General features: G+C 71.2%; 9 protein-coding genes. 3 read left to right on the top strand and 6 right to left on the bottom strand.

Going from position 1 to position 14,814, the window contains the following annotated elements; genetic code table 11:
• The first annotated feature begins 62 nt into the window (after positions 1-62).
• Both AC1U89_RS08520 and AC1U89_RS08515 read left to right on the top strand, forming a co-directional pair.
• A complete protein-coding gene (locus tag AC1U89_RS08520) occupies positions 63-995 on the top strand; it encodes a bifunctional helix-turn-helix transcriptional regulator/GNAT family N-acetyltransferase (protein ID WP_479899286.1) in 933 nt (310 codons plus the stop codon).
• Between the two features lie 105 nt (positions 996-1,100).
• Entirely contained in the window at positions 1,101-1,604 is a 504-nt protein-coding gene (locus tag AC1U89_RS08515; RefSeq protein WP_479899285.1) for a YcxB family protein, read from the top strand.
• Between the two features lie 18 nt (positions 1,605-1,622).
• On the opposite strand, the gene AC1U89_RS08510 is transcribed toward AC1U89_RS08515, so the two are convergent.
• The 3 genes from AC1U89_RS08510 to AC1U89_RS08500 form a co-directional block, all read right to left on the bottom strand.
• On the bottom strand, positions 1,623-2,348 hold the full coding sequence (locus AC1U89_RS08510) for a response regulator (RefSeq protein ID WP_479899284.1): 726 nt from the start codon (positions 2,346-2,348) through the stop codon (positions 1,623-1,625).
• Positions 2,349-2,351: 3 nt separating this feature from the next.
• Entirely contained in the window at positions 2,352-5,594 is a 3,243-nt protein-coding gene (locus AC1U89_RS08505; protein WP_479899283.1) for an autotransporter domain-containing protein, read from the bottom strand.
• Positions 5,595-5,768: 174 nt separating this feature from the next.
• Entirely contained in the window at positions 5,769-8,483 is a 2,715-nt protein-coding gene (locus tag AC1U89_RS08500; protein WP_479899282.1) for an exo-rhamnogalacturonan lyase family protein, read from the bottom strand.
• A gap of 122 nt (positions 8,484-8,605) precedes the next feature.
• Here AC1U89_RS08500 and AC1U89_RS08495 point away from each other — a divergent pair, with 122 nt between their 5' ends.
• Positions 8,606-9,850, top strand: coding sequence for an SGNH/GDSL hydrolase family protein (locus AC1U89_RS08495; protein ID WP_479899281.1), 1,245 nt, complete (start codon positions 8,606-8,608; stop codon positions 9,848-9,850).
• Between the two features lie 19 nt (positions 9,851-9,869).
• Here AC1U89_RS08495 and AC1U89_RS08490 read toward each other — a convergent pair whose 3' ends face one another.
• From AC1U89_RS08490 to AC1U89_RS08480, 3 genes are all read right to left on the bottom strand, one after another.
• Positions 9,870-11,552 (bottom strand): S8 family peptidase, encoded by a 1,683-nt coding sequence (locus tag AC1U89_RS08490; RefSeq protein WP_479899280.1) that lies wholly within the window; start codon positions 11,550-11,552, stop codon positions 9,870-9,872.
• A 31-nt stretch (positions 11,553-11,583) separates the two neighbouring features.
• Entirely contained in the window at positions 11,584-13,521 is a 1,938-nt protein-coding gene (locus AC1U89_RS08485; protein WP_479899279.1) for a S41 family peptidase, read from the bottom strand.
• A gap of 185 nt (positions 13,522-13,706) precedes the next feature.
• Positions 13,707-14,720, bottom strand: coding sequence for a LacI family DNA-binding transcriptional regulator (locus AC1U89_RS08480; protein ID WP_479899278.1), 1,014 nt, complete (start codon positions 14,718-14,720; stop codon positions 13,707-13,709).
• Positions 14,721-14,814: the final 94 nt, after the last annotated feature.

Genomic DNA, 14,814 nt, shown 5'->3' with positions numbered 1-14,814 from the left:
TATGTTGACTCAGTCAAGATATTGGGTATTTGACTCAGTCAACTTAGACCTAGGATTCCGCTATGGTTCCGGAGACGGAAATCGCCGCCCTGCGCGCCTTCAACCGGCTGTACACGCGCAAGCTGGGCCTGCTGAACCCCCAACTGGACAACAGCCCGTTCTCGCTGACCGAGGCCCGGATTCTCTACGAGCTGGCCCATCGCGACGAGCCCAACGCCGCTGAGATCACCCGGACCCTCGACCTGGACCCCGCCCAGCTGAGCCGCACCCTCAAGCGCTTCGAGGCCCGGGGCCTGGTCGAGACCGCGCCCCATCCCGGCGGCGGGCGCAGCCGGTCGATCCGGCTGACAGCGGCCGGCCGCGAGGCCTTCGCGGCCCTGGAACGCAACACCCGCGGCGTGATCGGCGACCTGCTGGAGACCCTCCCGACGTCCCGGCGCGAGACCCTGCTGGCGGCGACCCGGTCCATCCGCGGGGTGTTCGACGAGACCCCCGACGCCGAGGCGTCGTCCGGCGTCGTGCTGCGCGATCTGCGGCCCGGCGACCTGGGCTGGATCATCCATCGCCAGGCGGTGCTCTACGCCCAGGAGTACGGCTGGAACCAGGACTACGAGGCCCTGGTCGCCCGCATCCTGGCCGACTTCGTCCAGGCGTTCGATCCCGCCCGCGAGGCCGCCTGGATCGCCGAGCTCGACGGCCGGGTGGTGGGCTCKATCTTCCTGGTGCGCGGCGAAACGCCGGAGGTCGGCAAGCTGCGGCTGCTCTATGTGGAACCCGACACGCGCGGCCGGGGCGTGGGCGCGATGCTGGTCCAGGCCTGCGTCGACCGCGCCCGGGCGGTGGGCTGCCGCCGCCTGGAGCTGTGGACCAACAGCGTGCTCGTCGCCGCGCGGCGGATCTACCAGCGCGCCGGCTTCGTCCTGGTCGCCGAGACGCCGCACCAGTCGTTCGGCAAGGACCTGGTGGGCCAGACCTGGTCGCTGGACCTGGAGTAGCGGCCGAGGCGGGCTTCCCGCGGGCAGCGCCGTGAGCTAGACGCGTGGGAGGGGGACGCTATGGAAGCTTCAGGGATTATCGCGGCGGGGGAAGCCGCTTCGGCCATGGCCTATATCAAGGCCCGCTGGGGCCTGTCGCCGCGCCAGGCCAAGGCCATCATCATGGTCAGCATGCTGGCCGTCGGCGTTCCCCTGTCCGTGTGGGCGTCGGGATCGTGGTTCTCGGCCTTCCTGTCGGTCGAGTTCGCCATCGRCGGGCTGGTCGTGGGCATTCTCGTGGTTCAGAGGCTGTCGGCCCCCAGCCTGCGGAAGGCGCTCGGCGAGCGGGGGCAGGCGGCCGACCTGGCGCTCACCCTGCGCCTGACGCCCGAGGCCATCGTCTATGACCTGGGCGACCTGACGACCACCGCCCGCTGGCCGCGCGTCACCGACCTCTATCGAACCCGCAAGCACTGGGTCTTCCTGGTGCAGAGCAGCGCCATGGTCCTGCCGCGACGCTTCTTCGCGACCCCGGAGGCCGAACGCGACTTCATCGCCGAGGCCCTGTCGCGGATGACGGACGCGGCCCGGGCGAGAAGCCCGGACGCGGTCGGGATCGCCGGCGGCTAACCGGCTTCCCGCCCGCCGCTACTCCTGCACGCGGTCCACCCGCGTGGCGAAGATGTAGCCGACATGGCGCACCGTGCGGATCAGGTAGGCCCCGCCGTCGATACGGCCCAGCTTGCTGCGCAGGCGGCTGATGGCGACGTTCACCTGCTGCGGGGCGGGGCGCGCATGGGCGTCGGGCGGACCCTGGCGCAGCTCGTCGCGGGTCAGCACCTGGTTGGGCCGATCGACCAGCGCCCACAGCACCAGGAACTCGGCCGTCGCCAGCGGCACGGTCCCGCCGCGCGGATCGAGCAGGGTCTGGGTGGCGACGTTCAGCCGCCAGCCGTCGAAGCTGAAGACGGGGGCGGTGTCGCGCGCCGGCTCGTCGGGGCGGCCGTCGTCGTGCCGGCGMAGCACCGCCCGGACCCGGGCCAGCAGCTCGCGCGGGCGATAGGGTTTGATCACATAGTCGTCGGCCCCCAGCTCCAGGCCCACGACCACGTCGCACTCCTCGCCCGAGTCCGAGACCACCATGATCGCCGGCGGGGAGGGCAGGGTCAGCAGGCGCGAGCAGACCGACAGGCCCGAGGCGTCGGGCAGCACCATGTCCAGCATCACCAGGTTGACCTGGGTCTCGCGCAGGATCTGCTCCATCTCGCGGGCGCTTCCGGCCCCCAGGGCGGTGAGGCCGTAGCCCGATAGGAGCCCGGTCATGTCGTGACGGGAGACGGGGTCGCCGTCGAGGATGAGAATGCGCTTTTCCACGGGCTAGAACATCGCCCTCCCTGTCAGACGCATGGTGTATTTGGTCTGCTTGCGCGAGGCCTCCGCGCCGCCTTCGAGGGCCACGTAGGACAGGGCCGAACCGGCGCGCAGGGCGAAGCCCAGGGTCACCGCGCCGTCCCGGTCGTTGTCGGCCACCAGGGTGAAGGGCGCGCCGCCGGTGAAGCTGGCGATCGTGTCGCCCATGGCCCCGGCCAGGGTCTTGCGATAGCCGACCCGCAGTTCGGGCCGCACCCAGACGTCCTTGCCGTACTGCTTGCCCAGCACCAGGCCCAGGTCGCCGCTGAGGTTGTCGGCCTCGCGCGCGGCGACGGTCAGGTCGAAGCCGGCGCCCCCGCCGTGCTCCTTGCGCTTGCCTTCCCACAGCCAGACATAGTCCAGCCGGCCCTCGGGGCGCAGGTAGACATCGCCCAGCCGCGCCTCGTAGGCGACGCCCGCGAAGGCGTTGGCGACCATGCCGTTCCAGGCGGCGGTGTTGGTGATGCTGACGTCGGCCGCGCCGTCGCCGTCGACGTCGGCGGTGACCAGGCCGCGGTCGCCGTTGAAGCGGCTGTAACCCGCGCCGCCGCCCAGGTTGAACCGCCAGCCGCCGACCGACCGCCGCCAGTAGAGGCCGGCCTGCAGGATCGAGGCGGTGGTCTTTTCGCCCAGCTTGGCGACCGTGTCGTGCTCCTCCAGGCTGACCGCCGCCAGGGTCACGCCCAGCGCCCCGCCGGCGTCGCCCATCGCCTCGTAACCGGCGACCATGCCCAGGGCCTGGGTGTCCGACCCTTGCGTGTCGCCGTCCTCGCGGCGAACCAGGGCGTTGATCTCGTGCACCCAGACGCTGTCGGGCCCGTAGCGATCGCCGGGGTCGGGGCGGTCGGCCGTGGCTGCCGAGATCTGCTGCTGCACGGTCTGCAGGGCCGCGAACAGGCCTTCGCCTTGGCTGGGCAGCATCTGGTCATAGACGCCGAGGAAGCCGTCGCGGGTGCTCTGGTTCAGGAAGGCGGTGGCGATGTCGTCGTCGTTCGACAGGGCCGCGAACACCGCGTCATAGGCGGCGGCCTGGCTGCGCGACAGCGAGGCCTCGGTCGCCGTGCGCCGCCGCACGTCGATATTGATGTCGTTGCCCGAGGCGTAGCCGTTGGCGACGTACATGTAGGCCACGTGGCCCAGCAGGTCCTGGTCGATCGTCCCGGCGGTCAGGCTGCCCGCCTGGATCACCGTATAGGTCGTCGGGGTGGTCAGCAGGCTCTTGAAGTTCAGGCCCAGCGAGGCGCCGGTCTCGACCGTGGCGGTGTCGACCACCAGCTTGGTCTGGGTCCCGGCGGCCGGATCGACCGTGAAGACCATCACGCTGTCGGCGCCCAGGGTCAGGCTGGTGGCCTTGATGGTGTCGGTGTTGGTCAGGCCCAGCGAGCCGTTGCCCACCTTGATGTCCAGCAGGCCGTCGCTGTCGTGCAGGGCGCCGATCATGTAGCCGGTGCCGTCGATGGTCAGCTTGTCGGCGCCGTCGCCGAACCAGACGTCGCCGATCAGGCCGCCGTTCAGGATCGACAGGCTGTCGGCGCCCGAGCCCAGCACCACGCGTCCGCGGATCATCGGCTCGTCGGCGTCGTCCACGCCGTCGCCGTCGGTATCGGTGTCGGCCACGCCGTCGTCGCCGTCGTCGCCGTCATTGACCCCCGACTGGACGATGGTCACGCCCGTGGTGTTCTTCGACACGTCGATGGCCGTGGCCAGGCCGTGGATCACCTCGTTGCTGGCGTCGGTGTCGTCGTCGTCGGTGTCGTATTCGTCGTCGGTGGCGACCACATAGGCCGCGATCGAGCCGGTGTTGGTGATGGTCTTCAGGCCGCCGGTCTCGTCGATGATGGCGTAGGACGAGCCGCCCTCGCCGCCGACGGTGGCGCTGATGACCCCGGCGTTGGTGATGCTGGTCATCACCGACCCGGCGCCGATGCTGACGGCCTTGGCGGTGACGGCGGTGTCGCCGGTGACCGAGGCGCTGATCGAGCCGGTGTTCCATAGCGTGTCGGCCACGGCGCCGGCGTTCAGCTTCAGGGCGACGGCGTCGCCTTCGTAGGCGCTGGCCGCGATCGAGCCGCTGACCTTCACCCCGCCGGTGATGATCGTCGACTGGCCGGCGTCGCCGCCCAGCTGCACGCCGGTGGCGCTGATCCCGTCGTGGACGCCCGCCGCCGTCACCGAGCCGCGGATGATCAGGCCGTAGGCGTCGTCGCCGGTCCCGACCGCGCCCAGGGTGACGGTCCGGGTGTCCGAACCGATCAGCAGGGCCGGGACCGAGCCATAGGCGGTGATCGCGGCCGAGCCCTCGCTGCTGTCGGTGACGCCGTCGCCGTCCTCGTCGTCGGAGGTGTCGTCGTTGGTGTCGGTGGGCGGCACGTCCAGCAGCACGCCGCCKGCGACATCGGCCGTGACCTTCACCGCGCCGCCGCCCTGCAGCAGGTCGTCGGCGTCCAGCAGGGCCTCGTCGTCCGGATCGGAATAGCGGCTGGTGACGCGGTAGCCGGTCGAATAGATCGTGCCCTGGATGGCCAACACCCCGCCCATGTTGGCGTCGACCGCCAGGCCGACGGAGTCGGCCCCGGTCACGCTGATCGAGCCGGTGCTGGTCACGCTGCCGCTGATCGGGGCGGCGATGTGGATGCCGTAGCTGCGGTCGCCGACCACGCTGATCGTCCCGGCGTGAAGCAGCGTACCGAGCAGGGGCGCCTCCAGGCTGATCCCCGCCGAGTCGTTGCCCTCGATGGTGATCGCGCCGCTCGAGTCGTTGGTAATCGTGCCGATGAGCGGATCGGTCCCGGTCAGCCGGATGCCGTAGCGACCCGAGCCCTTGGCGAATGGGCCGTCATAGTCGCCGTCGTCGTCGTCGTCGGTGTAGTCGTAGTCCTCGGTCAGGCTGATCGTGGCGCTGTTGAGCAGCGTGCCCGTATGGCCGCCCAGCACCAGCATGCCTATCGAGTCGTCGACGCCCACGCTGCTCAGCGCGCCGGCGTTGGTCAGGGTGTTGTCGCTGTCCAGCGCGGCGATCGCGCCGGAGCTGGAGAGGGTGATCGCGCCGTCGCTGGTGATCTTGACGTCGTCGGCCGCCCCCGAATTGGCGGTGGAGGTGGCGATCGGCGTGGTGCGCGAACTGCTGGTGACCTGGGTTTCGGCGACCGCCTTGCCTCCACAGATCAGCAATGGGGCCAAGGCGGCCGTGGCGAGGAGTTTGCGGGACATGGAGGTTTCGGGACGGCCTGTGCTGCGTGCCGTCCCTGGCTAGAGCGCCGCCATGGCCCCTGGATGACCCATCGGTATCGACGTCGATAAGCTGGGCTGTCCGAAAGCGATGAAGTGTTTCGGAAGTGTGTCGGTGTGATCCGCTCCTCCCCCAGAGGGGGAGAAGCGCCTTAGCTACCCCTCGCTCGCCGGAAGGGCGTCGGCCACCAGGGCCAGGTTCATGATCGCCGCCAGGCCCCATTGCGCCGTGCCGTTGGTGGTGACCCCGGCGGCCTCGTCGATGGGGTTGAGGACGTCGGGTCCGGCGTAGTGCCTGGTGGCGGTCGACAGGTTCAGGTCCTCGACCACGCCGCGGCCGAAGAACTCCTTCCAGGCCCGCTGGGCCAGGGCCTTGTCGCCCAGGCGCGAGGCGGCGTAGGCGGTGAGGCGCGAGTGCCCCTGGCGCAGGCCGTTGCCGCCCAGCGCCTGGCCGAACTGGGCCGTCTGCTCCTCGCGCGAGGCGTTGTACCAGCGGCAATAGTCCAGCCAGGCCTTGTCGTAGGCGGGCACGCGGATCAGGAACAGCATCTCGACATGGATTTCGGGGGCGCCGAACGCCGCGTTCAGATGCGAGACCGCCAGCTTGTCGCCGACCCCCGAGAACCGGCCGGTCTTGACGTCGTAGGGGGCGCTGCCGGCGAACCACTGCTTCTGCAGGGCGGCGATGGTCTTCATGCCGCCCACGATCCGGTCGCGCCAGCGCGGGTCGCCGGTGCGTTCCCACTCGGTGAACCAGGCGCCGCACAGCGAGCTCCAGTCGGTGCCGAACGAGGCGCGCACCTCGCCCTTGGGCCAGCCGTCGTCGCCCAGCTTGCGGCCGATGTCGACGCGGGTCAGGGACTCGTCGCCGTCGGTCAGGGCCCGCATCAGGTCGCCCACCCGCTCGTCGGCGGTCAGGTAGTAGTAGATGCGGCGATAGATGGCGTTGCTGACCCGGGGCTGCTTGGAGCTGTCGCCCCAGTGCTGCACCCCGTGCCGGGTGCCCAGGCCGCGGTAGGGACCCACGTGATAGACGTCGACCTCGCCGGTGTGGCGGGTCATGGCCTCGGCCATGCGGAACACGTCGGCCCGGCCGCCGCGCAGGTAGCTGAGCCACAGCCACAGGTCGGTCGAGAGCTCGGAATTGTCCCAGGCGAAGCCGCCGATGTCGTAGCGCCAGACGTGGCGGTCGACGTCGTAGCTGTGCATGACGTCGCCGTAGTTCCAGAAGCCGTACCAGCGGCGCTGCTCGATCTGGCCCAGATAGTAGTTCAGCAGCTGGTCCTGACGGTCCTCGATCCGAGCCCTGGCCGGGGTGCTGCGGTCGACCAGGCTCCAGGCGCCCAGCACCCCGGCGGCATGGATGCGCTCGGGCGTCGTCATCAGGCGCGGCGGCTGGTCGTTCAGCTGGGCCATCTTCGGGAACTGGTCGCGGGCCGGCGTGGTCTCCAGCGCCCACAGCCTCAGCTCCGAGGTGCGGGCGACGCCGGTCGGCGTGCCCCAGTTCTTCTCGTAGTCCTCGTAGGTGATGTTGAGGCCTTCGGTCTCCTGGGCGTGCGTCTCCATGCCCATGCCGTCGTGATAGAACCGGGTGTCCATCACCGGGGCGTCGGGCGACCACAGCCAGGCGGTCAGGCGGGCGGTGTCGCCGGCCGCGCCCTGGACCTCCAGGGCGGTCGGTGGGGCGCGCCAGAAGTTGCAGAGGCCGATCGCCGCCCCGCCGCCGGCGCCGCCCACATAGGCCACGCCGCTGGCCCGCTGGCCGCCGTCGGATTGGATCCAGGCATGGCCCGGCGCCGTGCGCTTGCGGATGGTGAAGCCGTCGGCCGTGGGCTGCGACAGCAGGAAGTCGCCCCAGTCGGGGATCAGGTGCAGGGACGAGCGCACCGGGGCGGCCATCTGGTCGAGGGCGGGGACCTTGCGGCCGGCGATCTGGGCGTCGCGGAACGCCTTGCCGGGATCGCGGCGCAGGCCGGTCAGCGGCTTGACCGCCTCGGCCCACAGGCCGCCGTCCTGGCCGGTGAAGCGGACGTGGCGGTCGTAGGCCGCGTCGGTCATCGGCACGTCGGCGGTGACGCCCAGGCCGCAGATGAAGTCCTTGGCCGCGTCGCCGTCGAAGATGAAGGTGTGCAGCATCCGCAGGGAGTCAGCGCCGGMATAGGCGTAGAAGCGGACGATGAACGGCGCCCAGGCGCGGTCCCCGCTCTTGTGGCGGCCCTCGATGCGGATCACCGCGCGGACCGGGCCGGACTGTTCCACGATCACCTTGTCGAGCACGCTCTCGAAGGCCTTGCGGCCCACGGCGGTCTGCTCGATCTCGGGAGCGTCCTGGGTCTGCAGCACCAGGCGGACATTGCGCAGCACCTCACGGCCGCCTCGGGTCGCCGAGGCGATCAGGGCCGAGCCGTCGCGCGGGAAGCGCCAGGTGGCCGGGCCGGTGGAGACCTCGACGGCGGCCGGGGTCTCGGTCACGCGCACGCCGGGGACGGCGCTCGGCTTGCCCGGCGCGATGGTCAGGCGCTGGCCCAGTTCGCCCGCCGGGACCGCGTGGCCGGTCCACTTCAGCGAACCGTCGGGCCAATAGGCCAGGGGCCAGGTCTGCAGGGCCACCTCGGCCCCGGCCGCGTCGCGGGCCAGGAACGGCTGCTTGGGCTTGAACGCGCCCTGCGGCCACGGGACGCCCCAGGTCTGGCCGGCGTTCAGCCCCGGCGCCTGGCCGTCGATCCAGCGGACCTCGGTCGGCGGCGGCGGCGCGCCCTTGGCCGGGGCGGCGGCCAGGGCCTTGCCCGACAGGCTGGCCCCCATGAGGCTGGTCAAGCCGCCGGCCAGGGCGGTTTGCACCAGCACGTCGCGTCGTGTGGGGGTGTTCATGGCGCGCTTCCTCATTGTGCGCCGTCTTCGGCGTCGACAGCCGGCAAGCGCGATCTTGCCAGCGACGCTAATTCCATATTCTGTGACGTCAATCCATTTTATGAGATATTGGGGAGGGCGCGATGCGTCGGTTCGGTTCGGGTCTTCTGGTTCTGGCCCTGTGCGTGGGGACGGCCTGGCCGGCCGCTTCGGCGTCGCGCTGGATCGGCTCGTGGACGACGGCCTCCGTGCCGTCCGAGGCGACGGCAACCTTGCCGGGCGCGCCGACGGGCGAGGTCACCCTGCGCCAGGTGGTGCGGCTGACGGCGGGCGGGCCGCGCCTGAGGCTGCGGGTCTCCAACCAGTTCGGGACGGCGCCGCTACGGATCGACGGCGCCCACGTGGCCCTCTCGGCGGCGCCGGCCGGCTCGGCGATCGCGGCCGGGACCGACCGCGCGGTCACCTTCGATGACGGCCAGGCCGGCGTGACCGTGCCGCCCGGCGCGACCTGGCTGTCCGATCCGGTGGACCTGCCGACCGAGGGCCTGGCCCGCGTCGCCGTCAGCCTGCGCCTGCCCCAGCCGCCCGCCCGGATCACCACCCACCGCGCCGCGCGCACCACGGCCTATGTCGCGGCCGGCGACCAGCTGTCGGCGCCGGAACTGCCGGGCGCGGCCACCTGGCTTCAATGGGCCCAGCTGGCGGGCGTCGATGTCGAAGAGGCGGCCAAGAACGCGGGCGCGATCGTCACCCTGGGCGACTCGATCACCGACGGCACCGGGGCGGGCGTCGACGTCTACGAGCGCTGGCCCGACGTTCTGGCCGACCGCCTGCAGGCCGATCCGCGCACGCGGGGCGTCGCGGTGCTGAACGCCGGCATCGGCGGCAACCGCCTGCTGACCGACAACACCAGCCCCAACGCCCTGTCGCGCCTGGAGCGCGACGTGCTGGCCCAGCCGGGCGTGCGCACGGTGATCGTGCTGATCGGGATCAACGACATCGGCGGCCTGTCGCGCGAGGGTCCGGTCACGGCCGAGAAGCGGGCGGCGGTGGTCGCGGGCCTGATCGCCGGCTACGGCCAGGTGATCGCCCGGGCGCACGAGCGCGGGATCCGCGTTGTGGGCGCCACGATCCTCCCGTGCGGCGGGACCAAGGTCTACCGCTCCGACGCGGACGCCGACGCCGACCGCCAGGCGGTCAACGCCTGGATCCGGACCTCGGGCGCCTTCGATGCGGTGATCGACTTCGACGCCGTGACTCGCGATCCGGCCCACCCCGAACGGCTGCTGCCGGCCTACGATTCCGGCGACCAGCTGCATCCGTCGGCGGCGGGCTACAGGGCGATGGGCCAGGCCGTGCCGATCGCGGCGCTGCTGGCGGCGAAGTAGGGCGCCGCCCGCGAGCCGACTATCGGGCCAGTTCCTTCAGCCGAGGCTTGCCCGCCAGGGCGGCGCCCAGGTCCGGGGACGGGGGCGGGCCGTTGAACCGTGTCAGCTGGCCCCCGCCCATCGCCGCGAGGGCGTCCTGGCCCAGGATCGCGGCGGTCCGGTCGCGGGCCGATCCGCGATAGAGCCGCCACAGCGCCTCGGCGGCCAGGTCCTCGTCGAGGCCGGCCGCCTCCAGTCCCGCCAGCCCGTCGATCTCGGCCGCCGTCGGGCCCAGGAACCGCTTCAGCGGCGTGACGTGGTCGTCGGCCAGCGGCACGTCCGCCAGGATCGTCGCGGACTCGGGCAGCGGGCGGGCCAGCAGTTCGCCGGCGTTCACCAGCCCCGCGCCCATGCCCTTCGGCCAGCCGGACGGCTTTTGCGCCGTGGCGGCGATCATCCGGTTGAAGATCGCCTGCACGGTCGTGCCGGCGGCGTCCGCATGGGCCTTGAGGACCGCGCGCCCATGCCGGGCGACCCAGAGGGCGGCGACGCCCGCGGTCAGCGACGTTGCCAGCGTCGTGCCTTCCGAGCGCGCGACGGCGTCGTTGGGCGAGGCCTGGTTCCGCTTGCGCGCCCCCCACACGGCCTCGCCGAAGGCGCTGACGGTGACGGAGTCGCCCTTGGAGGTCCTCTCCCACGGGGCCTTGAGGTAATCGACGGCCGCGACGGCGGTGGAAAGCCCCAAGGGCGCGAAGCGAGCGGGGAAGACCACCAGGCCCACGCAGTTGCCGGCGGCGCAGACCACCACGATCCCCCGACGGACGGCGGCCCGCAGGGCCACCTCGACGGGTTCGATCGGGAAGGGGCTGCCCAGGGCCATGACGATCACGTCGCAGTCCTGGGCGATCGCGTGCTCGATGGCGGCGGGGATGCGCGACTGGCGCAGGTCCACGACCGACCGGATGGCGCGGATGGGCAGGATCTTGGCCTCGGGCGCCGAGCCGGTGATCTCGCCGGGACCCGTGGTGTTCCCGTCGGCGTCGATGTCGCCCCGGCTGGCGGCGACGCTGGCCACCAGGGTGCCGTGACCGGGGTTGCTGAGCGGGACATTGGTCGAGAACCGGTCGTGCGCGTCGGCATTGTTCTCCACCAGGTTCAGCTGGGGCTTGGCGCTGATCACGCCCTGCAGTTCGACGTGGTCGCTGTAGCCGGTGTCGATCGAGGCGATGGTGACGCCCTCGCCCCGGCCGTGCGCGTCCCAGGCCGCCTTGACGCCCAGGGCCCACGGCGCCCAACCCCGGGCCGCCGGCCCCATGTTGTCGCCCGAGCAGGTGAAGAAGCCCGCCAGGCCGTCGGCGCCGGCCACGGTGGGATCGACCATCGCCTGGCCGATCAGCGAGTCGACCAGCACGGGGCGGCAGGAGTCCAGGCCCAGCTCCTGGGTCAGGGCCCGGGCGACCTCGAAGGCCAGGGTCTCGCCCCGCACCGCGTCCAGGCCCGGGAAGGTGAGGATCCAGAAGCGCCCGCCGGTCTCCGCCGCCAGCGCGCCGAGGAAGGCGGGCGTCGTCTCGGGCCGGTGGCCCGGCGCGGCGGCTTCGAGGCCGTCCCGGAACGCGTCGATCGTCGTTCCGCCGCCCAGGACGATGGAGAATTGCGCCGCGCCGTCCTCGGCGGTCGGGCCGAGCGTCGCCCAGCGGGCCAGCAGTTCGTTCAGGGTCGCCATGTGGGTTCCTCCGGTCGGAATGGGGGCGAGCTCAGATCGTCAGAAGCCGCACGGCGGCCAGCTTACCGTTCACGAAGCCGTCGATTTGCAGGGTGGACCCGACGGACGCCGGCACGGTCAGCTGCGTCGACGGGGTGGAGACGTCCTTCGACAGGCTCAGGCGCCGGTCGACGAAGATATCCAGCCGGTCGATCCCGGTCGTGGCGATGTCCAGGGTGACGGAAGCGCCATTGCGGGTGATCGTGACCGGCAGGCGGTCGGTCGAAGTCTCGGACAGCACCAGGCACGCCCGGTCCAGCAGGTTCTCATCGTCCTCGAGGATATCTCTGAGGGTCGGCTGGTGGATGATGTCGGACGGCGCGCCCAGGTCCTCGATCTCGGTCCCGGCCTCGGGGCCCACGCGCAGGGTTCGGCGGATCGCCACCCGCATGCCGACTCCCGCCGCCATCTGCGCCAGGGGCGTGGTGACGCCCGCGGTGGCGCAATGCTGCCGCACCAGCTCGTGGTTCCAGACATTGGCGCCGCCCGCGCCCGTGGTGGCGTCCAGGCCGATGATCTGGCCGATGTCGTGGTCGAGGAAGCCGCAGGCGAACATGTCGGTGGTGCTGTAGCAGCGGGCGTCGGTCAGCAGCACGACCGGACCGAAGTAGCGCTGGCCGATGTCGTTGCAGCGCGCGAGGTCGGTGATCGGGAAGGCGGCCGAATAGATCGCGCCGGTCTCGAAGGCGCGCCCCATCGACGGCTTCCACGCCGCCAGGATGGGATCGGCGCCGCAGAGCTCCACGGCCRGCGGCGTGGCGACCAGCTGGGCCCGCGTCGGTTCGATGCGGCGGGGCGTGAACAGCTGCAGCAGGCGCTCGCCCGCCCAGATCAGCCCGCCGCCGTTGCCCCGCACGTCCAGGATCACGCCGGTCTTCGGGAACAGCGGATCTTCGAGCAGGCGGATCGCCTCGTTCACGCACGCGTCGTCGTCCACATCGAAGGTCTGGATGCGCAGGTAGCCGAAGGTCCGGCCACCGTGGCTGACGGCCGCCGGGGTGAACACTTCCGGCAAGTAGGACTTCAGGCCGCTGGCGGCGCTTGCGACATCGCCGCCCGCCGCCTCCGCCGCGGCGGCCCGCCGCTTCGCCGCGGCCGGAGCATAGAGCAGGGTGGTGAGACGGCGACGGGAGTCGCCTTCCAGGTCGATGCCCATGAACTCGGCCACCGCCGGCGTCGCGGCGACGCTTTCCGGGCGGCGCGGCAGGTTCACCACATTCCACTCGACCTGAACCTCCCGCGTCTCGCCGTTGGCGTTCAGGTAGCCGACGATCACCCATTCCTCGTCGGGGGGCGGCCACAGGTTCATGGCGCGCGTGGTCAGCAGGTCCACGCCTCGGGCGTGACGCGCGGCCGGATTGCTGCCCGCGTGATAGCTGGCGGCGATCTCGACCGCGCGATCGATCGGGATCGCGTTCCAGTAGGTGAGCTCCACGCCGGGCCGGAAGTCGGAGGCGGGAATGTCGCCCAGCAGGTCGGACACGACGTACCGGCGATCGCCACGATCGTAGCAGGGCTTGACCTTGAACGGCAGGAAGGCCACCGCATCGGCGAAGTATTTCGGCAGGATGTAGTTGGTGTGCAGGTCCCGCAGCGAGGTGAAGATGGTCGTCATCTCGTGGTGGAACTGGACCTCGGACTCCAGCATGTGCAGGCGCCGCTTCAGGAGCTTCAGCCGTTGGACCGGATCCACGGCGTGCATCGCGCGCTTGAGCGGCAGGTGGGCGTAGAAGCCCTCCAGCAGGCAGATGGCCTGCTCGACGATCTCGACGCGGGCGTCATGGTCCAGCTCGTCGATGGCGCCGAGGAACTCGTGCAGGCCGCGGGCGCCGACCAGGGCGCCGCGCACGCTGTCGTCGGTGGTCTCGATTAGATCGCTCAGCTTGTAGCGGGGCGTGGCCGACGGGGTGTGCAAGATCGGGCGGTTCATAACAAATCCTCTCCGCAAGGATGAGCTGCGACGCCGCATTCCGGGGCCCCACGCCAAGCGCAKGGGTGCAAGCCGTTCGACGTCCGCCATGGGAATGGCGGGCTCACTCTCGGAGGGTTGAGCTCAGGCGGCGGTGTCGAACGGCACAGCTCGTTTGTGAGTTTGGCCACACCGCAGCGAGGGGGCTATCCCCCGCAGCTTTCCCGCACGATCAGGTCGGTCGCCAGGCGTTCGGGCCGGTGGTCGCCGTCGGCGTCCAGCACGCGGGCCACCAGCAGGCGGCCGGCCTTGTAGGTGTCCTGCTTGATGGTGCTGAGGGCGGGGGTCGACAGCCGGCTCAGCAGCATGTCGTCGTAACCCACCACCGAGACGTCCTCGGGCACGCGCATGCCGGCCCGGCGCAGGGCGCGGATGGCGCCCAGGGCGATCAGGTCGCTGGAGGCGAAGATGGCGTCGAAGGCCACCTTGCGGCGGACCAGGGCGCCGACCGCCGCCTCGGCCGATTCCAGTTCGAAATCGACGGGGGAGATCAGGGCCGGGTCGGCCTCCAGCCCGCTCTCCTTCAGGGCCTCCAGATAGCCGGCCTTGCGCTGCAGGGCTTCCGGCTCGGTTTCGCCGAGGAAGACGATGCGCTTGCGGCCGAGGCGGGCCAGGTGCAGCGTCGCCCGCCGGCCGCCCAGCAGGTTGTCCGAGCCGATCGAGCAGTACCTCTGGCCCGGCAGCTGGGCGCCCCAGACCGCGAAGCGGGCGTCGGCGGCGGCCAGTTCGTTGAACGCCTCGTGCAGGTTGCTCTGGCCCAGGAAGATCACGCCGTTGGCGCGGCTGGTGGTGGTGACCGTCAGCAGGTCGTCGTAGCTGGCCGGGGCGGTGTGGCTGACCGTGAAGTCGCAGCCGCGATCGCGCGCGGCCTCGCCGATGCTGGCCAGCAGTTCCAGGAAGAACGGGTGCGACAGCGGCAGCGGACGGCCGTGGGTGCGGGGCGTGACGATGGCGATCGAGCCCTCCGACCCGATCGGCCCCGCCGGCATGTAGCGGCGGAACGGATAGTCGTGCTCCTTGGCCAGGGCCCAGATGCGCTGCTTGGTGCGGGTGCTGATGGACGGGTGGTCGTTCAGGGCGCGCGAGACGGTCGAGGCCGAGACGCCCGACAGCTTCGCCAGATCGTCCAGCGTCGTGCTGTTGTTGCTACCGCTGCCCATTGCGTCCAGATACTGTCAGGAGAACCACGTTCCGCGCCTTAATGCACATCGAAGGAAAGCCTTTGCAAGGCAGCCGCCAAGACCTCGCCCGCCA

The sequence above is a fragment of the Caulobacter sp. 05T431 genome (assembly GCF_056665975.1).
Note: the sequence above shows the minus strand (reverse complement) of the source record. Positions and strands in the feature narration are given on the sequence as shown.

Bases quoted from the DNA above. Each gene is read 5' to 3' on its own strand.
- AC1U89_RS08495 (WP_479899281.1), top strand. From the start codon at position 8,606: ATGCGTCGGTTCGGTTCGGGTCTTCTGGTTCTGGCCCTGTGCGTGGGG.
- AC1U89_RS08490 (WP_479899280.1), bottom strand. From the start codon at position 11,552: ATGGCGACCCTGAACGAACTGCTGGCCCGCTGGGCGACGCTCGGCCCG.
- AC1U89_RS08480 (WP_479899278.1), bottom strand. From the start codon at position 14,720: ATGGGCAGCGGTAGCAACAACAGCACGACGCTGGACGATCTGGCGAAG.